The sequence below is a fragment of the Rhodococcus sp. BE178 genome (assembly GCF_050433545.1).
Lineage (GTDB): Bacteria > Actinomycetota > Actinomycetes > Mycobacteriales > Mycobacteriaceae > Prescottella.
In genome coordinates this window covers 70,743-90,785 of the sequence record NZ_JBNPXA010000009.1, presented here as the reverse complement: position 1 = coordinate 90,785, position 20,043 = coordinate 70,743, and the positions used below count along the sequence as shown (strand labels likewise).

Annotated in this window: 21 protein-coding genes; 12 read left to right on the top strand and 9 right to left on the bottom strand. The window is 67.7% G+C overall.

Annotated elements, in window-relative coordinates:
- Positions 1–2: 2 nt before the first annotated feature.
- Complete coding sequence (locus J2X34_RS16950; RefSeq protein WP_429518531.1) at positions 3–479, top strand: DUF4334 domain-containing protein; 477 nt, start codon at positions 3–5, stop codon at positions 477–479.
- A 7-nt stretch (positions 480–486) separates the two neighbouring features.
- Here J2X34_RS16950 and J2X34_RS16945 read toward each other — a convergent pair whose 3' ends face one another.
- Positions 487–1,431, bottom strand: a complete 945-nt coding sequence (locus J2X34_RS16945) for a LysR family transcriptional regulator (protein ID WP_114721235.1) — start codon at positions 1,429–1,431, stop codon at positions 487–489.
- 125 nt (positions 1,432–1,556) lie between these two features.
- On the opposite strand from J2X34_RS16945, the gene J2X34_RS16940 reads away from it, so the two are divergent.
- The 6 genes from J2X34_RS16940 (at position 1,557) to J2X34_RS16915 (ending at position 7,137) form a co-directional block, all read left to right on the top strand.
- Positions 1,557–2,546, top strand: a complete 990-nt coding sequence (locus tag J2X34_RS16940) for an alpha/beta hydrolase (protein WP_114721237.1) — start codon at positions 1,557–1,559, stop codon at positions 2,544–2,546.
- A complete protein-coding gene (locus tag J2X34_RS16935; protein ID WP_114721239.1) occupies positions 2,530–3,858 on the top strand; it encodes an MFS transporter in 1,329 nt (442 codons plus the stop codon). Before J2X34_RS16940 ends, J2X34_RS16935 begins: the two co-directional genes overlap by 17 nt.
- Positions 3,855–4,628, top strand: coding sequence for an SDR family NAD(P)-dependent oxidoreductase (locus tag J2X34_RS16930; protein ID WP_429518526.1), 774 nt, complete (start codon positions 3,855–3,857; stop codon positions 4,626–4,628). Before J2X34_RS16935 ends, J2X34_RS16930 begins: the two co-directional genes overlap by 4 nt.
- Positions 4,629–4,639: 11 nt before the next feature.
- A complete protein-coding gene (locus J2X34_RS16925) occupies positions 4,640–5,461 on the top strand; it encodes an SDR family NAD(P)-dependent oxidoreductase (protein ID WP_429518524.1) in 822 nt (273 codons plus the stop codon).
- A 100-nt stretch (positions 5,462–5,561) separates the two neighbouring features.
- Positions 5,562–6,392 (top strand): HpcH/HpaI aldolase/citrate lyase family protein, encoded by an 831-nt coding sequence (locus tag J2X34_RS16920; protein ID WP_114721245.1) that lies wholly within the window; start codon positions 5,562–5,564, stop codon positions 6,390–6,392.
- A 130-nt stretch (positions 6,393–6,522) separates the two neighbouring features.
- On the top strand, positions 6,523–7,137 hold the full coding sequence (locus tag J2X34_RS16915; RefSeq protein WP_429518522.1) for a hypothetical protein: 615 nt from the start codon (positions 6,523–6,525) through the stop codon (positions 7,135–7,137).
- Positions 7,138–7,146: 9 nt separating this feature from the next.
- On the opposite strand, the gene J2X34_RS16910 is transcribed toward J2X34_RS16915, so the two are convergent.
- From J2X34_RS16910 to J2X34_RS16900, 3 genes are read right to left on the bottom strand one after another with little or no spacing between them, the layout of a single operon-like run.
- Positions 7,147–7,983 (bottom strand): oxygenase MpaB family protein, encoded by an 837-nt coding sequence (locus J2X34_RS16910; RefSeq protein WP_258557826.1) that lies wholly within the window; start codon positions 7,981–7,983, stop codon positions 7,147–7,149.
- A gap of 59 nt (positions 7,984–8,042) precedes the next feature.
- The gene (locus J2X34_RS16905) at positions 8,043–8,723 is read right to left on the bottom strand and encodes a GntR family transcriptional regulator (RefSeq protein WP_114721249.1); all 681 of its coding nucleotides are present in this window, start codon (positions 8,721–8,723) and stop codon (positions 8,043–8,045) included.
- A gap of 9 nt (positions 8,724–8,732) precedes the next feature.
- Complete coding sequence (locus J2X34_RS16900; protein WP_114721251.1) at positions 8,733–9,875, bottom strand: acyl-CoA dehydrogenase family protein; 1,143 nt, start codon at positions 9,873–9,875, stop codon at positions 8,733–8,735.
- 171 nt (positions 9,876–10,046) lie between these two features.
- Between J2X34_RS16900 and J2X34_RS16895 the strand changes: the two genes are divergently transcribed.
- The gene (locus J2X34_RS16895; protein ID WP_429518519.1) at positions 10,047–11,582 is read left to right on the top strand and encodes an aldehyde dehydrogenase family protein; all 1,536 of its coding nucleotides are present in this window, start codon (positions 10,047–10,049) and stop codon (positions 11,580–11,582) included.
- Positions 11,552–12,523: an oxygenase MpaB family protein gene (locus J2X34_RS16890; RefSeq protein ID WP_429518517.1), complete on the top strand. Its 972-nt coding sequence runs from the start codon at positions 11,552–11,554 to the stop codon at positions 12,521–12,523. The genes J2X34_RS16895 and J2X34_RS16890 overlap by 31 nt, the downstream gene beginning before the upstream one ends.
- Here the strand turns inward: J2X34_RS16890 and J2X34_RS16885 are convergent.
- Positions 12,502–13,419: a LysR family transcriptional regulator gene (locus J2X34_RS16885; RefSeq protein WP_429518515.1), complete on the bottom strand. Its 918-nt coding sequence runs from the start codon at positions 13,417–13,419 to the stop codon at positions 12,502–12,504. The two genes, J2X34_RS16890 and J2X34_RS16885, sit on opposite strands and share 22 nt — an antisense overlap.
- A 74-nt stretch (positions 13,420–13,493) precedes the next feature.
- Between J2X34_RS16885 and J2X34_RS16880 the strand changes: the two genes are divergently transcribed.
- Both J2X34_RS16880 and J2X34_RS16875 read left to right on the top strand, forming a co-directional pair.
- The gene (locus J2X34_RS16880) at positions 13,494–14,456 is read left to right on the top strand and encodes a DMT family transporter (RefSeq protein ID WP_114721259.1); all 963 of its coding nucleotides are present in this window, start codon (positions 13,494–13,496) and stop codon (positions 14,454–14,456) included.
- Between the two features lie 114 nt (positions 14,457–14,570).
- Entirely contained in the window at positions 14,571–16,115 is a 1,545-nt protein-coding gene (locus J2X34_RS16875) for an acyl-CoA synthetase (RefSeq protein WP_429518513.1), read from the top strand.
- A gap of 70 nt (positions 16,116–16,185) precedes the next feature.
- Here the strand turns inward: J2X34_RS16875 and J2X34_RS16870 are convergent, their stop codons facing one another.
- On the bottom strand, positions 16,186–17,523 hold the full coding sequence (locus J2X34_RS16870; protein ID WP_258557828.1) for an NAD(P)/FAD-dependent oxidoreductase: 1,338 nt from the start codon (positions 17,521–17,523) through the stop codon (positions 16,186–16,188).
- A gap of 118 nt (positions 17,524–17,641) precedes the next feature.
- Here J2X34_RS16870 and J2X34_RS16865 point away from each other — a divergent pair, with 118 nt between their 5' ends.
- Positions 17,642–18,577, top strand: a complete 936-nt coding sequence (locus J2X34_RS16865) for a LysR family transcriptional regulator (RefSeq protein ID WP_429518511.1) — start codon at positions 17,642–17,644, stop codon at positions 18,575–18,577.
- A gap of 3 nt (positions 18,578–18,580) precedes the next feature.
- Here J2X34_RS16865 and recR read toward each other — a convergent pair whose 3' ends face one another.
- The 3 genes from recR to J2X34_RS16850 are packed head-to-tail and all read right to left on the bottom strand — an operon-like array spanning position 18,581 to position 20,025.
- A complete protein-coding gene (gene recR / locus J2X34_RS16860; protein ID WP_114721267.1) occupies positions 18,581–19,189 on the bottom strand; it encodes a recombination mediator RecR in 609 nt (202 codons plus the stop codon).
- Positions 19,190–19,198: 9 nt separating this feature from the next.
- The gene (locus tag J2X34_RS16855) at positions 19,199–19,540 is read right to left on the bottom strand and encodes a YbaB/EbfC family nucleoid-associated protein (protein ID WP_114721269.1); all 342 of its coding nucleotides are present in this window, start codon (positions 19,538–19,540) and stop codon (positions 19,199–19,201) included.
- A 50-nt stretch (positions 19,541–19,590) separates the two neighbouring features.
- The gene (locus J2X34_RS16850) at positions 19,591–20,025 is read right to left on the bottom strand and encodes an SRPBCC family protein (RefSeq protein ID WP_429518508.1); all 435 of its coding nucleotides are present in this window, start codon (positions 20,023–20,025) and stop codon (positions 19,591–19,593) included.
- Between the last annotated feature and the right edge of the window lie 18 nt (positions 20,026–20,043).

Sequence of the window (20,043 nt, the reverse complement as noted above, 5' to 3'; positions counted from 1 at the left end):
TCATGACCGTGCAGGACGACGTGGCGAAACTGAAAGCCCGCACCGATCGGATCGACCCGCGTGAACTCGACGCGCTCTGGACCCGCCTCGAACCGTGCCAGTCCGCCGATCTCATCGGATTCCGCTGGCGCGGATTCGCCTTCGACACAGGACACCGGACGAGCGGTCTGCTCGAGCGGGCGCATTGGTACGGCAAGGCGTTCGTGAGCGAGTCGGAGGTGCAGCCGCTGCTGTGCCGCGGCGACGACGGTCAGCTGTTCTCCGACATCGGAACCGGACACGGTGAGGCCAGTCTGTGGGAGGTGGTCTTCCGCGGCGAGGTCACCGCGACCATGGTCTACGACGGCATGCCGGTGTTCGACCACTTCAAGAAGGTCGACGACGACACCGTCATCGGCGTCATGAACGGCAAGGGCACGCTCGTCTTCGACGGCGGCGAGCACTTCTGGTTCGGGCTCGAACGCGACGTCGCGCTCTGACCGTGGGTCACACAGCGCCCGCGCTCTCGTACCCGACACCGACGTCGGGCACCGGTGCGGTTCCGAACCGCTGTGCGATCTTGTAGAGCAGCGCATCCACCTTCGCCAGGATCGGCCGATGGTCGTTGGTACGTCGGACCAGGGCCGAGGGCATCGAGGGAAGATCGATGGCCACGAAGTCGACGTTCGGCGTCCCGTAGTAGTCGACCGCCCGCTTCGTGATCATCAGGCTGCCCTCCCCCGCGCTGACAGCGGCTATCCCTTCGCGGATCGTGGTGATCGTCGGGCCCGAGGCGATCGGTGTGCCGCTCGGGGTCGTCCGAGGGAAGTGATAGTCCTGCCAGCCGACATCTGTCGATTCCGGTGGAATCCGGCACATCTTCAGCTCCGCGAGTTCCTCCGGGTCGACGAGCGTGCGCTCTGCCAGCGGATGCCCGGACTGAACGCACAGGACACGCTGGTCCCGGAGGACGACGGGACCACTGGTCAGTCCGGAAGCCCCGAGAGGCAGCCGGCAAATGGCGAGGTCGACATCACCGTCAGCCAGCGCCGAGAAGTGCGTCCGATAGTTCAGCTCGGTGAACGACAGCGCTACCTCCGGAAACTCCTCCGCGAACTCGCGGACGAACGGCTGGTGCAACTCGTACAACCCGCCCCCGAGGAAGCCAATCGTGAAGGGGACCTTCTCGCCGCTGTTCATGGCGCGGCAACGGTCGACCGTGGACACCAGCTCCAGGCATACGGGCTGGAGGGATTCGAGAGCTCTACGGCCGAAGTCGGACAGCTCGACTCTACGACTACTCCTGTCGAAGAGTCTGCCGCCGAGGTGATCCTCGAGGTTCCGAATCGACTCGGAGAGCGTCGACTGCCCGATGAACAACGTTGCCGCTGCCCTACCGAAATGGAGCTCCTTCGCGAGGGCAAAGAAGCAGTCGAGCCAGCGCAGGTTCACCCGAACACCCTTTCATCGGATTAGCCGATCAATCGATCGGAAACCGCTCGTTGATCAGTGAACTGGATCACCGATAGCGTCGTGCTCCGACAGGAAGCTTGAAGCGATGTTACGAGGTAGATGCAGTGATTACCAGATCGTTCCCCGCAGACACATTCGATGGGGCCAGAGAATCAATCGAGTTTTCCGTACAAGGTGATCTTGTTCGCGGGACGCTGTACGTCCCCGCCGGCCATTCGGCTCCTCTACCCGCCGTTGTGATGGGTCACGGGTGGTCGATGGTCACCGGTGGCGACCTCGAGGACTACGCCGCGATCGTGGCCAGTCGGGGCCTGGCCGTGCTGACATTCGACTTCCGGAACCTCGGGCTGAGCGAGGGACAGCCCCGCCAAGAGATCGATCCTGCCCGCCAGATCGAGGACTTCCGGTGCGCGATCTCGTTCGCTCGCTCCCGTCCAGAGATCGATCGAGACCGGATCGGCGTCTGGGGAAGCAGTTACAGCGGCGGACATGCACTCGTCGTCGCCGCGGTCGACCGGCGGGTCAAGTGCGTCGTCGCTCAGGTGCCGACGATCAGCGGATACGAGGCAGGTCTGCGACGCTCTCCATACGAGAAGGCCGCACTCCTCCAGGAACGCCTGGAGGCCGATCGCGAGGCACGCTTCGCCGGCGCCCCACCGCAGACGATCCAGACGGTCAGCGCCGATCCCGATGCGCCGGTGGCCTACCCCCAGCGCGACTCGTACGAGTACATGACATCCGAGGCGGCCCGCTGCCCGTCCTGGCGCAACGAGATCACGCTGCGCTCGATCGAACTCGCCCGGCAGTACGAGCCGGGCACCTTCGTCCGCAGGATCGGCACCACGCCGCTGCTCATGATCGTGGCCGACGCCGACGGCCTCACCCCGACCGATCTCCAACTGGACGCGTTCAACGCCGCACATCCACCCAAGGATCTTCTCCTCGTCCCCGGCGGGCACTACTCGGTGTACACCGACCATTTCGAGCAGACGAGCACGGCTGCCGCCGACTGGTTCCTGCAGCATCTCGCACCCACCCGACACCGGCCGGAGCCGTTGTCCGCGAAGGACTCCACCCATGACTCTCATCGATAGCCCGCCCGGAACCCTCAGCGCGAGCGCACGTCGCAAGTCCTTGCGTGCGGCCGCCGTTGGCAATGCGCTCGAGTGGTTCGACTGGACCCTCTACGGCACCTTCTCGGTGTATCTCGCCGCGAATCTCTTCAACTCCGACAATCCGACGTCGGCGCTGCTGTCGACGCTCGCGGTCTTCGCCGGCGGGTTCGTGGCGAGGCCGGTCGGCGGGTGGCTCTTCGGCCAGATCGGGGACCGCAAGGGACGCAAGTTCACGCTGGTGACCACGATGTCGCTGCTGGCACTCACCAGTCTCCTGATCGCTCTCGTACCGACCTACGAACAGGTCGGCCCCTTGGCCTCGCTGTTCCTGCTCGTCCTGCGCCTCACCCAGGGACTCGCGCACGGCGGCGAGAGCGGTGTCAGCTACACCTACGTCGCCGAGATCGCACCTCCCGAACGCCGAGGGCTGTGGTCGAGTTCGGTGTTCGTGAGCGTGACGATCGGCGTCATGGCCGCCACCGCGCTCGCGGCCGGCCTGACCGCGGCGATCGGCAAGGACGACATGCAGAGTTGGGGCTGGCGTGTCGGATTCGCGGTGGGCGGCATCCTCGGTGTCTACGCCTTGTTCCTGCGCCGCAATGCCGCCGAGTCCGACGTCTTCGAGGAATCGTCGAAGACCACGGACGACCCCGCTACCGCGCTCAGCACCCGGGACTTCCTCGGGATCGGCGCCAGAATCATCATGATCGGCGCGGCATCCAACGCCACGTACTACACGTGGGTGACCTTCGCACCCGCGACCGCGATCGCGACGAAGGGCATGGATCCCAACGGAGCGTATGTCGCCAGCCTGCTGGCACAACTCGTCTGCATCCTCTGGCTGCCGCTGTGCGGCATGATGGCCGACCGCTGGGGTCGACGTCCGATGCTCGCGATCTACGGCGTCGGCGTTTTCGTCGTCGTGATCCCAGTCAACCTGATCCTCGGCTCGGCGCCCTGGACGCTGTTCGCCTCTCAACTGCTCGGCTTGCTGGTCTGGTCGCTACTGGCCTCGATCTTCCCCGCGTTGATCGCCGAACAGCTTCCCACCTCCGCGCGCGCTCGTGGCGTCGGCTTGATCACGTCGCTGTCGGTCGCGGTCTTCGGCGGTACTGCCCCCTACTTGAACACGTGGCTGGCCTCGATCGACATGTCCTGGATCTACTCGGTCTACGTGATGGCCCTCGGACTGCTCGCCGTCGCTGCGGCGGCGATCATCCGCGAGACGGCCAAGGTTCCGCTACAGATGATCGGCCGCACGAACCTCTCGAACAAGAAGGAAGCCGCATGAACCTCACCACTTCCCACGACACCGCTCCGATCGCCGTGTACCCGGATCTGCGAGGCAAGGTCGTCGTCGTCACCGGCGCAGGCGGCGGAATCGGTACGGCTGCCGTCGATGCCTTCGCGCAGCAGGGCGCCGTCGTGATCGGGCTCGATCTCGCTGCAGGGCAGACGCAACCGCAGCGGCCGGACGTCCACCACATGACCGTCGACATCGCCGACACCGATCAGATCGCCGACGCGGTGGACCGGATCGCCGACGACCACGGCAAGATCGACGCCTGGATCAACAACGCCGGATTCATGGCGCGGATGCCCGCGTTCGACATGGACCTCGAATCGTGGAACAAGACGATCGCGATCAATCTGACGGGCACGTTCTTCGGTGCACAGGCTGCCGCCCGCGTCATGGCCGACAACGGCGGCGGGTCCATCGTGAATCTCTCGAGCTACGCCGCACTCAAGGCTCGGCCCAACTGCACCGATTACGCCGCCGCGAAAGCTGCAGTCGTCCATCTGACCTCGTGCCTGGCCCTCGAGTGGGGTCCGCTCGGTATCCGCGTGAACGCGATCGCTCCCGGCTACATCCGGACACCCATGAGTTCCTGGATGCACGCAGACCCCGTCAACTACGAGTCCTACGTGGGCAAGACGCCCCTGCGCCGCATGGGTGAGCCCGCCGAGATCGCACAGATGATGCTGCACCTCTCGTCCGATACCTCGTCGTACGTCACCGGCCAGACCTTCCTGGTCGACGGCGGAGTAACCAAGGCATGAAGGACGATTCGATGAGCTACTGGACTGGGAAATCGGTCGTCGTCACCGGCGGAGCACGCGGTCAGGGCGCCGCCGAGGTCGTCGCCCTGACCGCGGCGGGTGCACATGTACACGCGGTGGACGTCCATCCGGAGGACTCGCACTGGTGGGTGGACCTGATCGAGCAGGTCGGCGACGGTAGAAGGCTCCTGAACACGATCGTCGCCGACGTCGCCACCGAGAGCGGATGGGAGACCGTCGCCGATGCGGTACGTGATTGCGGGGTACCGCTCGCCGGTCTCGTCAACAACGCCGGCATCACTCTCCGCAAGACTCTCTCGGAGACGACCCTCCCCGAGTGGGATCGGGTCATGGGCATCAACCTCACCGGCGCCTACCTCGGAATCCGCACCCTCGCACCCCTGCTGGAGGACGGAGGGGCGATCGTCAACATCTCCTCCACCGCAGGTCTGACCGGGTACTTCAGCGCCGCCTACACCGCCAGCAAGTGGGGGCTCCGCGGACTCACCAAGGCGAGCGCGCTCGAACTTGCGCCACGGAACATCCGCGTGAACTGTATCTGCCCCGGTCTCGTCGAGACACCGATGATGAACTCTGCGAATGCCGTTCACGACCTGGACACCGCGCGACTGCTGCACGACGGAAACCGGGACGCGACGCTGCTGGACCGTGGCGCCCACCCTGCTGAGCTCGCGGCGGCTGCGCTCTTCCTTCTCGGACCGGATTCCTCGTTCGTCAACGCCGCCGACCTACCCGTGGACGGAGGCATGATCGGAGGCGGAATCTACTGGCGGATAGGCAAAGCCACGGGCAATCTCGGAGCCCGCCCGTGAGGGTGAGCGCTTCCACCACAGCCGTGTACGCCGTTTCCGGCAGCCGAGCCACGTACCGACGTCCCGCCACCGACGTCTCCCGCCGCACCCGAAGGAACCCGTGAACTCGACCGTCACACCCACCCGCGCCGCCATCGCGCGCTCCTGGCTGCTCGTTCCGGCCAGGAGCAGCGAGGAACTGGACCGCGCCGCGAAGTCCCCCGCCGACGTCGTCGTCCTGGACCTCGAGGACGGCGTTCCCCCGTCGGGTAAGGCGGCGGCGCGAGTCGTCGCACGTGAATGGCTTCGGCACCGTCGTGGATGGCTCCGGATCAACAGCCGAACGTCGCCGTCCTGGCGAGATGATCTGGAATCGCTGCACGATCTCGAGGGTGTCGAGGGTGTCGTGCTCGCCAAATCCGAATCACCCGACGAGGTAGCGGCGACGGCCGACGCGCTCGGCGGCGCCGTTCCCCTGATCGCACTCGTCGAATCCGCGCGCGGCATCGCCCGGGCCGCAGAGATCGCCGCGTCCCCGCACGTCGTCCGTCTCGCCTTCGGGCGCGGCGACTTCCGCCGAGACACGGGCATCGCCGACACTCCCCTCGCCCTCGCCCACGCCCGGTCCCAGCTGGTGATCGCGAGCCGGCTCGCCGACATCGCGGCGCCGATCGACGGGCCGTGTCTGTCCACCGACCCCACACGCATCCTCGCCGACGCCGCAATCACCGCCGAGATGGGCATGACCGGAAAGCTGTGTCTGCGCCCCGAACAGGCGTCGATCACGAACGACGCGCTCAGCCCCACCGACGACGAGGTCACGTGGGCCGAGCAGGTCGTCGCGCGGCTGGGGGCATCCGGAAGCGGCATCGAGAACGGGAGCGACCTGCCGGCCCTGCAGCGGGCACGGAACCTCCTGTCGCTCCGCGCTCAGCTCGACTCCATGTGGTGACAAGGGCAAGCTCGTCTTCGACGTCGGCGAGCACTGCTGGTTCGGGCCCGAGCGCGACGTCGCGCTGTGACCGTCGATCTCCACCGTCTCCGACCCACAGCGACCGCGGGCATCGGTACAGAATGAGGGCATGGTGCTGTGGATCGTCGAGTACGTTGCGGGGGAGCCGGGTTGCCCGCCGATCCTCAAGGGGAAACTCAACCGGCCGTGGTACTGGGACGCGTTCGATCCCGAGCCCGCCGAGTCTCCGACCGAGTCGGACTACGAGCTCGTCACCACGAATCGGCGGATCGACGTCGACTACTGGGGCGTGAACTGGCTCGCATCGGAGGAGTTCGTGCGGATCTGCCGCGGCTTCGGGCTCCGACTCGTGTCGGTGCCCGTGCGAGTGCTGCAGTCCGGCGGGGTGCCGACGACGAAGCGCTACAGCTACCTGCGCTGGGGCGAGTGGGCGTCGGTGATCGACGTAGCGGCATCCGACGTCGAGCTCGAGTTCGAGTTCGACACTGCCGGCGGTGAGGCGCCCCGCAATCGCAACATCCCGGACGCGCCGAGGTTCGAATCCGTGGCCAGGTTCGAGATCGCGGAGGCGCGCGTTCCCGAGGCGGCAGCCTTCATCTGCACCGACGTCGGCCATGAGCTGGTCTGCACTGACGAGTTCAAGCGCGCCTGCGAGGCGGCGGGGCTGCGCGGCCTGGGATTCTCGCCGCTCTCCGACTACACGAAGGCCGATTTCTGGGGCTAGTCCACGGACCTAGATGAGATGCCGGTGCGCCGCGAGGCGCCGGCGCATGTCCCGCAGGTAGTACGTGGCGGTGATCTGGCGGATCGGCCGCGGAACTCGCCGGTAGACGACGGGCAGGACCGCCATGAACCGGTCGAAGCGGCGCTGATCGCGTGGGCTCCACGGCAGCTCGAACTGGTCACGGATCCGGGACGGCAGCAATCCGATCGTGAAGAACCGCTGCAGCGGCATCGCCAGCCGCACCGGCAGCGGCGCCCTGCCACCGGAGAGAAGGCCCCGCACGTACGCTCGCACCTGGTCGTCCACCTCGGCCGACGCGATCATCCGGTCCCAGTAGGCATCGAACTCGGCGCGGGTGGCCGGCCACATGTCGTCCCCGACCTGCAATGCGGTGCCGTACACCGCGGACTGCCGGTACAGCCGCTCCGCGTCGGCATCCGAGGGGGCACCGAAGAACCGCGAGTACATGTCGGAGCCGTTGCGGTACAGCGTCGCCGCCACCCATAGCTGTAGCTCCGGATCGAACGCGTTGTAGCGTTCGGATCGCACCGGGACGTGTGCCCGGTTCACCAACCGGACCACAGCCTGCTTCTCCTCGGGCGTGCCGAGCGTGACGGCGTACACGTACGTCATCGTGGTGCGCAGTCGGTCCAGCGGTCGTTCGAGCGTCGTGCTGTGCTCGGCGACGCCGTGCCCCACGCCCGGCAGCGCCAGCTGCAGCAGGACGGTCGCCCCCGCCCCGATCAGCAGCATGGACTCCCCGACGAAGTCGGCCAGGTCGACCGTGCCGGCCGGCGGCTCCCCCGCCCGGATCCCGGTCTGTCGGCCAGCGGTCTCGGTGGCCATCGCATGGCCCCCCTTCCCAGTCGAGTTGCTCTCCACAGCAACCGGATTCGATCCCGCGGTCATGTCCAGATCCCCGCTCGCCCCAGGTGCGCGACCAGCCGCTCGGCCGCATCGTCGAACTGGATGCGGGTGTGGCGCACTACCGCGTCCCGATCGTGGACACGGATCGCCTCGATCAGACTCGTGTGGGATCGCACCGCCAGCTCACCCCATGCCGGATCCGCCGCGTACAGCCGGTAGGGCGTGTACCGCGCGGCGTTGAGCAGGAACCACGCCAGCTTCGGTCCGCCCGCGATGCGGCACAGCTCGCGGTGGAACTCGTACTCCGCGTCCGCGATCCGGTCCGGGTCCGCGAGTGTCACGGCGTCACGCAGCACGTCGTTGAGTTCCCCGAGCCGGGTCAGGTCCTCGGTCCCCGCGGACCTGGATGCACGCACCGCCAGCTCCACGGTGATCTGCCCCTGCAGCCAGAAGATGTCGTGCACGTCCTCCGGCGCCAGACGTGAGACGACGTAGCCACGGTTGGGCACCGACTCGACCATGCCCTCGCCGCGCAGGGTCAGCAGGGCCTCGCGCACCGGTGTGACGCTCACCCCGAGTTCGGCTGCGGTCTCGTCGAGTCGCACGAACTCGCCGGGCCGCAATCGCCCCGACATCACGGCGCCGCGCAGATGCGCCGCCACGTCGTCCGAGAGTTGTGTCCGACGCAGCGGCCGCGTCGGACGTACCGGTGCAACCACGATCGGCTCCTACAACCCGTACGTCTTGCCGATGATGTCGCGCTGGATCTCGTTGGTGCCACCGTAGATCGACGACACCAGCGTCTTGCGAACGTGACCCTCCATGTCGAACTCGGTGGCGTACCCGTAGCCGCCCATCATCTGCATGCCCTCGAGCGCCACCTTCTTCGCGGTCTCGGTGGCCTTGAGCTTCACCATCGACGCCTCGCGCGGGAACAGCTTCGTCGGGTTCGCGTCGATCAGCCGCGCCGTGCTGTACACCAGCAGCCGGGTGCACTCGATCTCGGTGGCGAGGTCCGCGATGCGGTGCCGCAGCGCCTGGAACGTCCCCACCGGTCGGCCGAACTGCTTTCGCTGCGTGATGAATTCGAGCGCGTCGTCGAACGCCCGCTGCGCCGTGCCGAGCATCATGGCGCCGAGGATCAGCCGTTCGATGTTGAGTCCGGTCATCAACTGCGTCCACCCGCGGCCCACCTCGCCGACCACGGCGTCGTCGGGCAGCAGGACGTCGGTGAGGTACAGGTCGTTGACCTCCTTGCCGCCCATCGTCTCGATGCCGCTGATCTTCAGTCCCGGGGTGTCCGCCGGCAGGTGGAACATCGTGAGCCCCTCGTGCTTGGAGCCGCTGCGATCGGTGCGCGCCACCAGCAGGATGTTCTCGGCGAAGTGCGCGTTGGAGCACCACGTCTTCTGCCCGTTGATCAGCCAGCCGTCGGACACCTTCTCGGCCCGGCAGCTGAGGTTGCCGACGTCGGAACCGGCCTCGGGCTCGGACATCGAGATCGACTCGGACGCCCCGCGGACAATGCCCCCGAGCACCGCCTCCTTCTGCGCGGGCGTCCCGAACTTCTCGTACGCGGCGCCGGTGATGAGGGTGGGCCCGATACCGCCGATCGGCGCCATGCCGCGGGCGGCCTGCTCGAGCAGGATGCACATGTCGACCGCGGTGCCGGCGGATCCGCCGTACTCCTCGGGGACCGTGACACCGAGCCACCCCAGCGCCGCCATCTTGAGGTAGAGGTCCTGGTTGTGGTTGTGCTCGCCGCGTCCGGTGAGGGCGTCACGCTGTTCACGGGTACCGCATTCCTTGCGACAGAACGCGGCCACTGCCTGCGCGAAATCCTGTTGCTCGGCGGTGAAGTCGATCGTCATTGATGTGCTCCTGCCTGCGAAGAATCGAGTGAACCGCGATCCGTGCGGTCCGGGCCGGGCGTGGACGCCGCGCGTGGGGGTTGTCCACACCGGCCGCGCCGAATAGTGTGAGCGTCACCACAGTAAATCACATCAAATATATTTGATGCGATCCCTTGGAGGAAGCCCGACATGACCCGAGAACTGTCTTCGAGCGACGCGGCACCCGGTTTACCTGCTTCTCCATCCCCCACCGACGCACCCACGGCGTTCGAGAGCCTCGATCCCCGCACCGGCCAGGTGCTCGCCGAATACCCCGTCGCGAACGCGGCCGACGTGCGCGCGGCCGTCGAGCGAGCACACGGCGCGGCCCGCTGGTGGGAAGCACAGGGGTTCCGTGGACGCCGCGACTGGCTGCTCGAGTTCAAGAAGGCGATCGCCTCGGACGCCGACGGTCTCGCGCAGGTCGTGTCCGCAGAGACCGGCAAGCCGCACGACGACGCGCTCCTCGAGGTGATGCTCGCCGTCGAGCATCTCGACTGGGCCGCCCGCAACGCCAAGAAGGTCCTCAAGCCCCGTCGGGTGCCATCGGGACTGGTCAGCGCCAACCAGTCGGCCACCCTCGGCTACAAGCCGATGGGCGTCGTCGGCGTCATCGGCCCGTGGAACTACCCCGTGTACACGCCGATGGGTTCGATCTCGTACGCCCTCGCCGCCGGCAACGCGATCGTGTTCAAGCCCAGCGAGCTCACCCCCGGTGTCGGCAAGTGGCTCGAGGCCAAGTGGAACTCGCTCGCCCCGACCCAGCCCGTGCTGCAGGTGATCACGGGGCTGGGCGCCACCGGCGCGGACCTGTGCCGGGCCGGGGTCGACAAGATCGCGTTCACCGGGTCCGGCCCGACCGCCCGCAAGGTGATGGCGGTGTGCGCGGAGACGTTGACCCCCTTGGTGGCCGAGTGCGGCGGCAAGGACGCGATGCTGGTCGCCGAGGATGCCGATCTGGACAAGGCCGTCGAGTTCGCCGCCTTCGGCGCGTTCGGCAATGCCGGCCAGACGTGCGCGGGCGTCGAACGCATCTACGTCGCCGAGCCGGTGTACCGGCAGTTCCTCGACAAGTTCACCGCCGCGGTCGAGCGCGTCCGTCCGGGCAGCACGGACGGGGACACGTACGGCCCGATGACCCTGCCCCGCCAGGTCGACGTCGTACGCGGCCACATTGCCGACGCCCTCGACAAGGGCGCTCGCGCGGTGATCGGCGGAATCGACTCCGTGCACGAACGATTCGTCGATCCGGTGATCCTCACCGACGTCCCGGAATCCTCGTCGGCCGTGTGCGAGGAGACGTTCGGGCCCACCGTCGTGGTCAACAAGGTGCGCGACCTCGAGGAGGGCATCGAGCGCGCCAACGCCACGTCCTACGGCCTCGGTGCGTCGGTGTTCACCGGAAACCGTTCCCGCGGAAAGGACATCGCGGACCGCCTGCGCACCGGCATGGTGTCGGTGAACTCGGTCCTCGGGTTCGCGGGCATCCCGTCGCTGCCGTTCGGCGGCATCGGGGAGTCCGGGTTCGGCCGCATCCACGGCGCCGACGGCCTCCGCGAGTTCAGCCGACCCAAGGCCGTGACCGTCCAGAAGTTCTCGGCCCCACTGAACCTGCTGACCCTCGAGCGGTCCGCGCGGGACATGAAGATCTCCGCGTGGATACTCAAGGCCCGGCACGGTCGGTGACCGGGATGAGCCTCACCAACTCTCGCCGCGCCGGCACCTTACCTCCACCCGACCCCGACCAGCGGCCCGGTCCGGGCCGGATGGGGTGGGTCGAGGTGATCGAGCAACTCGATCCAGCGACCCGGCACCAGGACATCCTGCGGATCACGGCGGGCTACGAATTCCCGTGGGACTACCAACGTTCCCTCGAGTTCGCGCTGTTCCGGACGTACTGCGTTCCGACGATCTCCGAACTCCTCGCCCGCACGGGCGAATTCGAGAACCGGCCGCAGAAGCGTTACGACGACACCGCGCTCCTGATGGCCGAACTCATCGAGCACGGCTACGACTCGCCGAGGGGGCGGGAGTCGCTGCGGAACATCAACCGCATGCACGGCCGCTACACGATCTCGAACGACGACATGCTGTACGTGCTGTCGACGTTCGTGCACGACCCGATCGACTGGATCGACCGGTACGGCTGGCGTCGGCTGCATCCGCACGAGCGCCTGGCGTCGTTCCACTTCTACCGTCAGGTGGGAATCCGCATGGGAATCAAGGACATTCCCGACTCGTATCAGGATTTCCAGCGCTTCAAGATGGACTACGAGCGCGAGCACTTCGTCTACAGCGAGGACAACCACCGGATCGGTACGTACACGCTCGGCCTGTTCCAGTCGTGGTACCCGAAGGCCCTGGCCCGCCCCGTCGCGGCGGCCGTCTACGCGCTGATCGACGACCGCATGAGTACCGCGTTCGGATTCCCCAAGGGCTCACCCCGGGTGCAGGCAGCCGCCGAGGCGGGGCTGCGTTCCAGGTCGGCGGTGGTGCGCCTACTCCCGAAGCGGCGGGCGTCGGCGTCGGCGCACGATCCGCGGAACCGCACCTACCCCGGGTATCCGGTGGGCTACTGCCCGCGGGATCTGGGGGTCGAGCAGGATCACTCGCTGCGCGAGTCCTGAGCTTCCCCGCTTCCGAACGCCGCCTCCACCGCATCGACGCCGGCGCGCACCGCGGGTCCGCCGGTGTCGGCCCGCCATACCGCGTAGATGTCGCGGTAGAGGCGGGGTTCGGTGGCCACGAGCGCCACCCCGGCGGGCGGCCGATCGACTGCCAGACGCGGCACCAGCGCCGCCGCGAGTCCGGCGGCGGCAAAGGCGAGGTGCGTCGAGATGTCGGACGCCTCGAAGTCGACCCGGGGCTCGAAACCCTGCCGCCGCAGCGTCCGCACGAGCCACGCGTGGAAGGCGGTCCCCGAGCCCCATGCCACCCACGGCATTGCCGACAGCGCCGACAACGGAACCACGGCGCTGCGCGCGAACGGATGATCCGCGGGGAGGGCGACATCGGCGGTGTCGCGGTGGATCAGTCGCGATTCCAGCTCCGTCGGGATCTCGACGGGCGCCGATTCCCAACTGTCGACGACACCGATGTCGATCCGGCCCCGGCTGACGGACTCGAGTGTGACCTCGGTTTCGGCCTCGGTGACCGTCACGTGGACGGGGTACCGGGACAGCAGGAACGTCACCGCGCCCGGAAGCACGAGCCGTGACGCGGTGACGAACGCCCCGAACCGGATCGGGCCGACGACCTCACTGCGCATCGCCACGATCTCGGCCTCGATCCCGGAGGCGTGGGACAGCAACTGGTCGCCGCGACGGGCGAGGAGTTCACCGGCCGGCGTCAGCCGCACCCCGCGCCCCGTCGGCTCGAGCAGGACCGCACCGACCTCGCGTTCGAGTTTGGCAAGCTGCTGGGACACCCCGGAGGGCGTGACATGCAGGATCCGGCCGGCCGCGGCCACCGACCCCGCCTGCGCCACGGCGCACAGCGCTCGTACTCGATCGAGGTTCAACACGGTAGAAACACTACCGAATCGTAAGAAGAACTTCTTACTTGTCGTTTCCGCAGGTAGAACGCAGAATCTCAGAAGTGCGTACCGTTCGTTTCCCCACCGCCCGCCCGGCTGCCGGCCCCGCGTTCGGCGGGTTCCGCGACCCGCGGGCCGTTGCCGTCTGGGGAGCCCTCTACATCTCGCTGACGGCCGTCCTCATCCGCCTCGCGGACGTGGCCCCCGCGACGGCCGTGTTCTACCGATGCCTGCTCGCGCTGCCGCCACTCGCGTTCCTCGCGCTGCGCGAGCACCGGGCCGGACACGGATTGTCCCGCCGCGCCGTCGCCCGCTACGCCGTCGCCGGATCCCTGCTCGGTGTCGACTTCGCACTGTGGTCGCAGTCCATCCTGCTGATCGGAGCCGGTATCTCCACCGTCCTCGTGAACGTCCAGGTGGTCGTGGTCCCGCTGTTCTCGTTCCTGATCTTCCGGACGCGCATTCCGATGCGGTTCGTCGTGTCCGTCCCGGTGTTGTTCGCCGGCATCGCACTCGCCGCCGGACTGAGCGACGGCGCGTCCGCGGGCCCGGACCTGGCGTGGGGAGCGTTCCTCGCGCTGCTGTCCGGCGTCGCGTACGCGGGCTACATCTTCATCGTCGGCCGATCCGGTTCCGCCGAGACCGCCGCCGCCCAGGTCCTCGTCTCGACGGCCGCGGCGGGTGTGGTCGGCTCGGCTGTCGGATCACTGTGGGGTCCGGTCGATCTCGCCCCCGGGTGGAGTGCGTTCGGTTGGCTGCTCGTCCTGGCACTGTCGGCGCAGTTCCTGGGCTGGATCATGCTCGGCCGGTCGCTGCCCCGACTGGCACCCGAGGTCGGCGCCACCCTCCTGCTGCTCCAGCCGGTTCTCGCGATCGCAGCCGCGATGGTCGTGCTCGGAGAGCGCCCCACGCTCCCGCAGCTCGTCGGCTGCACCATGGTGATCGGGGCGGCCTGGTTCGTCTCGATTCGACCGGTCGTTTCGCGGAAAGCGGTCCCACTGAGCGAGATTCGGCACACGCAATAGTGACGGAGGCGACAATGGTGCCTCCAGCGCAACCCATGGTTCCGCCGTTTCGGCGGGCAAGGCAGATCGGGCCCGGGACTCCTCTCAGGCCATAACAGCTAGGAGGCTCGACTCATGTATCCCGGCGTCTACGCAGCGACCTCACCCGACCGGCCGGCGGTCGTCATGGCCGCCACCGGCGAGACGGTGACGTATCGAGAGCTCGAGGACCGTTCGAACCGACTGGCGCAGCAGTGGTTTGCGCTCGGACTCCGCACGGGTGACCACGTCGCGATCCTCGCCGAGAACCACCCCCGGTACTTCGAGGTGTACTGGGCGGCAGTCCGATCCGGGCTCTACATCACGGCCGTGAACCGGCATCTCACAGCGGACGAGGCCGCCTACATCGTCAATGACTGCCGGGCGAAGGTGCTGGTGTCGACGGCACGCATGACCGACCTCGCGGTCGCGGTCCTCCCTGAACTGACCGACACGCCGCACCGGTTCATGATGGACGGCACCGTCGACGGGTTCGAGGCGTACGAGGCCGCGATGGCGCGGTTCGATCCGGTCCCGCTCGCGGAGCAGCCCCGCGGCGACATGATGCTCTATTCGTCGGGAACAACCGGTCGCCCCAAGGGCATTCGACGGCCGTTGACGGGCATGGACATCGACGACCCGCGCGGCATGGGCGCCGGCCACTTCGCGAGCAGCCTGCTCGGGATGGGCGAGACCTCCACCTACCTGGTGCCGGCACCGATGTACCACTCGGCGGCGCTGCAGTGGTCGGTCGGCGCGCAGGCGCTGGGCGCGACGGTGGTCCTCATGGAGCGCTTCGACGCCAGGGACTTCCTCGCCGCGATCGAGCAGTACTCCGTCACGCACACGCAGGTGGTGCCGACGATGTTCGTCCGCCTCCTGAAACTGCCCGCCGCGGAACGGGAGAGCTTCGACCTGTCGACGCTGCAGAACGTCCTGCACGCGGCCGCCCCGTGCCCTCCCGCGGTGAAGCATCAGATGATCGACTGGATGGGGCCGATCGTGTGCGAGTTGTACTCGGGCACCGAGGGAATGGGCATCACGTTCATCACCGCACAGGAATGGCTCGACCGCCCCGGTTCGGTGGGCCGCGCGGTGCTCGGCGTCCCGCACATCTGCGACGAGGCCGGCAGCCCCCTCCCGGCCGGCGAGATCGGCACCGTCTACTTCGAGCGCGACGTCGTGCCGTTCGAGTACCACAACGACACCGACAAGACGGCCGACTCCCGGCATCCCGACCACGCGCGGTGGTCCACCGTCGGCGACGTCGGCTACCTCGACGCGGACGGCTACCTGTTCCTCACCGACCGCAAGTCGTTCATGATCATCTCCGGGGGCGTGAACATCTATCCCGCCGAGATCGAGTCGTGCCTGTCGGCCCACCCCGAGGTGTCCGACGTCGCGGTCTTCGGGCTTCCCGACCCCGAGATGGGCGAATACGTCCACGCGGTGGTCGAACTCGATCCGGGGGTTCCCGCCGACGACGTGACCGCCGAGCGGCTGCGCGAGTACGTCCGAACCCACCTGGCGGGCTACAAGGTTCCGAGGACCATCGAGTTCTGCGAGCGGTTGCCGCGCCTGGCGACCGGCAAGGTCAAGAAGCACGAGTTGCGCGATCTGGCGCTGCGCGCCCTCGCCTAGAAACGCCGAACGGGCGGTTACTGCGCTCGGCTCTCGGCCGATGTCGCAGTAACCGCCCGTTGTCGATGAGCTAAGCGGCAGCCTTGACAGGTTCGTCGTCGGTGAGGCGGGTGTCCGGGGCTTCGATCGGCCCGACCTCCTGCGCGTAGTGGAAGTGCGGGCGCCGGTGGCCGAGGAACGATCCGAACCACGACATCACCGCGACGTAGCGGTTGCGGAAGCCCACCAGGTACACCATGTGCACCGCGAGCCACAGCACCCACGCGACGAAGCCGGTGAGCTCGATGCTCTTGACCTTCGTCACGGCGCGGAAGCGGTTGATGATCGCCATCGAGCCCTTGTCGCGGAACTTGAAGGGCGTGCCGCGCTTGGTCTTACCGAGGATCGTCGCGGCCACGTGCCGGCCACCCTGCATCGCGACAGGCGACTGCCCGGGCAGGTTGTTCAGCGACGTCATGTCGCCGACGGCGAAGATGTCGGCGCGGCCACCGACGGTGAGGTCGGGGTTGACCAGCAGGCGTCCAGCGCGGTCAGTCTCGCAACCGGTGCGCTCGGCGAGCGCGGCCGCGAAGTCGTTGGCCTGCACGCCCGCCGACCAGATGATGGTCTCGGCGGTGCGACGCTCACCGGTGTCGCTGCCGTGCGCCTTGAAGGTCGCGCCGTGCTCGTCGATATCGGTGACGAGGGTGCCCAGGACCACCTCGACACCCGACTTCTCGAGCGACTCCTTGGTGTACTCGCTGAGCTTGCCGCCGTACGCGGGCATCGCGACACCGGCGCCCTCGACGAGGGTGACGGTGACGTCGTCGGCGGTGACGCCGCGGATCGACTGCTCGAAGTAGCGACCCGCGAGCTCCTTGATCTGCCCGGCCAGTTCGACGCCGGTCGCACCGGCACCGATGACGATGAAGCTGAGCAGGTTCTTGCGGCGCTCGAGGTCGGTGGTGGTGTGAGCCTCCTCGAAGCAGCGCACGATCTGGGCGCGCAGCCGCTCGGCGTCGTCGACGGTCTTGAGCGCGTAGGTGACCTTCGCGAACTCGTCGCGGCCGAAGTACGACTGCCGTGCGCCGGTGGCGGCGATCAGCGAGCTGTAGCCGAGGGTGTGCCGCTGACCGGCAGCCTCGTAGACCAGCTCCTGCTCCTCCGGGTGCACATCGACGACGCGGCCGAGCCGGACGTCGGCGTTGGGGTACTTGGCGAGGATCGCGCGCACCGACGGGGCGATCTCACCGGCGGCCAGGACACCGGTCGCCACCTGGTACAGCAGCGGCTGGAAGAGATGCTCGGTGGTTTCCGAGATCAGAACGAAGGGCTTGCCGGCCTTGGCCAGCTTCTTCGCCGCAGCGAGGGCACCGAATCCGGAACCAACGATCACTACTTCGGTCCGGTCGACTGCTACTTCGCTCACGGGTACCTCCTCGTCGAGATGTATGAGGAACACCGTAGGAGCGCTAACGACGTTTGCGCCAGTAATCAGGGATATTCGGAAAACAGTTATCTCGATTGCTCATAAGTAGTATGTCGTCATGGACTTCCGACAGCTGCGCTACTTCCTCGCCGTGAGCGAGGAGCTGAGCTTCAGCCGAGCGGCCGAGCGCTGCTTCATTTCGCAGTCTGCCATCAGCCACCAGATCACCAAGCTCGAGCAGGAACTCGGCGCGCCGCTGTTCGAACGATCGACCCGGGTCGTGCGCCTCAGTCCGGCCGGAACCCGGCTCGTACCGATCGCGCAGGAGGTGCTCAGCCTCGAGACCAAGGCCTTCGCCGTCGCGAAGGGACCGCGCGACCGGATCCGGATCACCGCGAGCATGAGCTTCGCGCCGCAGAGCCTCGACGCCATCGCCCGCGTGCGCGAGCGGCACCCGGACCTGGACATCGAGTTCGTGATCAAGAACTTCACCGACCGCATCGACGCAGTGTCCGCCGGGGACGCCGACATCGCCCTGATCCGCGGGGAGGTGGACCGACCGGGCCTGGAGACGGTGGAACTGGGCGTCGAGGACCTGATGATCGCGACGTCGAGCCAGCATCCGGTGTCGGCGTTCTCCACCGTCGAACTGGGCGAGCTCGCCCCCTACCCCCTGCTGCTGCCGCCGCGGCCCAGTCAGGTCCTGATCCACACGGTCGTCGAGAACGCCTTCGTCGACGTCGGACGCCGGGTGCAGCTCGGGCCACCGATCGCGCGCGACCACACCGCGATCCTCGACGTCATCACCAACCCCCGGGCCTGGACGGTCCTCTACGCGAGCACCGTCGGCGAGGCACCTCGCACCGGACTCGCCCTCATGCGGGAGGCCCGCAACCGGCTGCGCGTGCCCGTGAGCGGGATCGTCCGCACCGGCGCGGCCGCCTCCCCCGGCCTGTCCGACCTGGTCGAGTCGCTCCGCCGGACGGTGACCGCGCAGAGCAGTGTGCCCCCGAATCCGGGACACGGACTCGGGGGCACACCGCAGGCTCGGTAGCCGCTACAGCGTCCGGCGCCCCGACAGCGCGCGACCGAGCGTGAGCTCGTCGGCGAACTCGAGATCGCCACCCATCGGCAGCCCCGACGCCAGCCGGGACACCGTCAGGCCGGGGAAATCCCGCAGCATCCGCACCAGGTACGTCGCCGTCGCCTCCCCCTCGGTGTTCGGGTCGGTCGCGATGATCACCTCGGCGACGTCGACGCCGTCCTCCTGATTGCCGATGCGGGCCAACAACTCCCGGATCCGCAGCTGGTCCGGCCCGATGCCGCTGAGCGGATCGAGCGCGCCACCGAGAACGTGGTAGCGCCCCCGGAACTCACGGGTGCGCTCGATCGCCTGCACGTCCTTCGGTTCCTCGACGACGCACACCATCGTCCGGTCCCGACGCGGGTCGGAGCAGATGCGACACTTCTCCTCCTCGGAGACGGTGCCGCACACGATGCAGAACTGGACGCCGTCGCGCACCCGCTGCAGGACGGCCTGCAACCGGTCGATCTCCGGCGGCTCGACCGTCAACAGGTGGAACGCGATGCGCTGGGCGCTCTTGGGCCCGATACCGGGCAGCTTGCCCAGCTCGTCGATCAAGTCCTGGACGGGACCCTCGTACAACGCGCGGTCCTAGAAACCGGGCAGTCCGGGCAGACCGCCCCCACCGAAGCCGCCGGCCAGCGGGCCGAGCTTGCTCGCCGCGAACTCCTGCGCCTTGTTCGACGCGTCGGCGATCGCACCGATGACGAGATCCTGCAGGGTCTCGACGTCGTCCGGATCCACCACCTTGGGATCGATCGTGAGGCCGACGACCTCACCGGTGCCCTTGACCGTCGCGGTCACCAGGCCGCCACCGGCCTGACCGGTCACCTCGGCCTGCGCCATTTCCGCCTGCGCGGCCATCAACTGCTGCTGCATCTGCTGCGCCTGCGCGAGCAGCTGCTGCATGTCGGGCTGTCCACCTGGTTGCACCTGAATGGTCCTTTCTGAAGTCGCGTTGCCAGCGTAGTCCGTCGCGGGCCTTACCCCAGCTCGCGAACCAGATTCGACAGCGTCTTCTCCTGGATCTTGCGCAGCCCGAGGGGCGCGAAGGTGCGCTCGAAGAAGCCGCCGATGCCGCCCGCGCCCTTCCACTCCGTCGTCGTGGTGACCGTGGAGCCGGTCCCGGAGGGGGCCACCTCCCACGTCGTGACGAGTGATGAGTTCGCATCACGCTCGGTGATGGTGTGGCCGGCAACGGTGACCGACGCCTTGATGTCGCGCGAGCGCTTCTCGGTGGCCTGCAGCGTCCACTGGGCAACCGTGCCCGCGCCCTGGCCGCCCTCGAGCACCCGATAGTCGAGATACTGCTGCGGCAGGATCCGCGGTCGGACGGTCTCGTAGTCCGACAGGGCGGCGAGCACCTGCTCGGGGGCCGCGGTGGTGGTGATCGAACTGCTGGCGCTGACCTGTGCCACTAACTGTCTCCTTGCTCT

Excerpts from the sequence above, each read along its gene's own strand:
- J2X34_RS16935 (WP_114721239.1), top strand. The coding sequence starts at position 2,530 with ATGACTCTCATCGATAGCCCGCCCGGAACCCTCAGCGCGAGCGCACGT.
- J2X34_RS16915 (WP_429518522.1), top strand. The coding sequence starts at position 6,523 with ATGGTGCTGTGGATCGTCGAGTACGTTGCGGGGGAGCCGGGTTGCCCG.
- J2X34_RS16865 (WP_429518511.1), top strand. The coding sequence starts at position 17,642 with ATGGACTTCCGACAGCTGCGCTACTTCCTCGCCGTGAGCGAGGAGCTG.
- J2X34_RS16950 (WP_429518531.1), top strand. The coding sequence starts at position 3 with ATGACCGTGCAGGACGACGTGGCGAAACTGAAAGCCCGCACCGATCGG.
- J2X34_RS16875 (WP_429518513.1), top strand. The coding sequence starts at position 14,571 with ATGTATCCCGGCGTCTACGCAGCGACCTCACCCGACCGGCCGGCGGTC.
- J2X34_RS16925 (WP_429518524.1), top strand. The coding sequence starts at position 4,640 with ATGAGCTACTGGACTGGGAAATCGGTCGTCGTCACCGGCGGAGCACGC.
- J2X34_RS16895 (WP_429518519.1), top strand. The coding sequence starts at position 10,047 with ATGACCCGAGAACTGTCTTCGAGCGACGCGGCACCCGGTTTACCTGCT.
- J2X34_RS16930 (WP_429518526.1), top strand. The coding sequence starts at position 3,855 with ATGAACCTCACCACTTCCCACGACACCGCTCCGATCGCCGTGTACCCG.
- J2X34_RS16910 (WP_258557826.1), bottom strand. The coding sequence starts at position 7,983 with ATGGCCACCGAGACCGCTGGCCGACAGACCGGGATCCGGGCGGGGGAG.
- J2X34_RS16900 (WP_114721251.1), bottom strand. The coding sequence starts at position 9,875 with ATGACGATCGACTTCACCGCCGAGCAACAGGATTTCGCGCAGGCAGTG.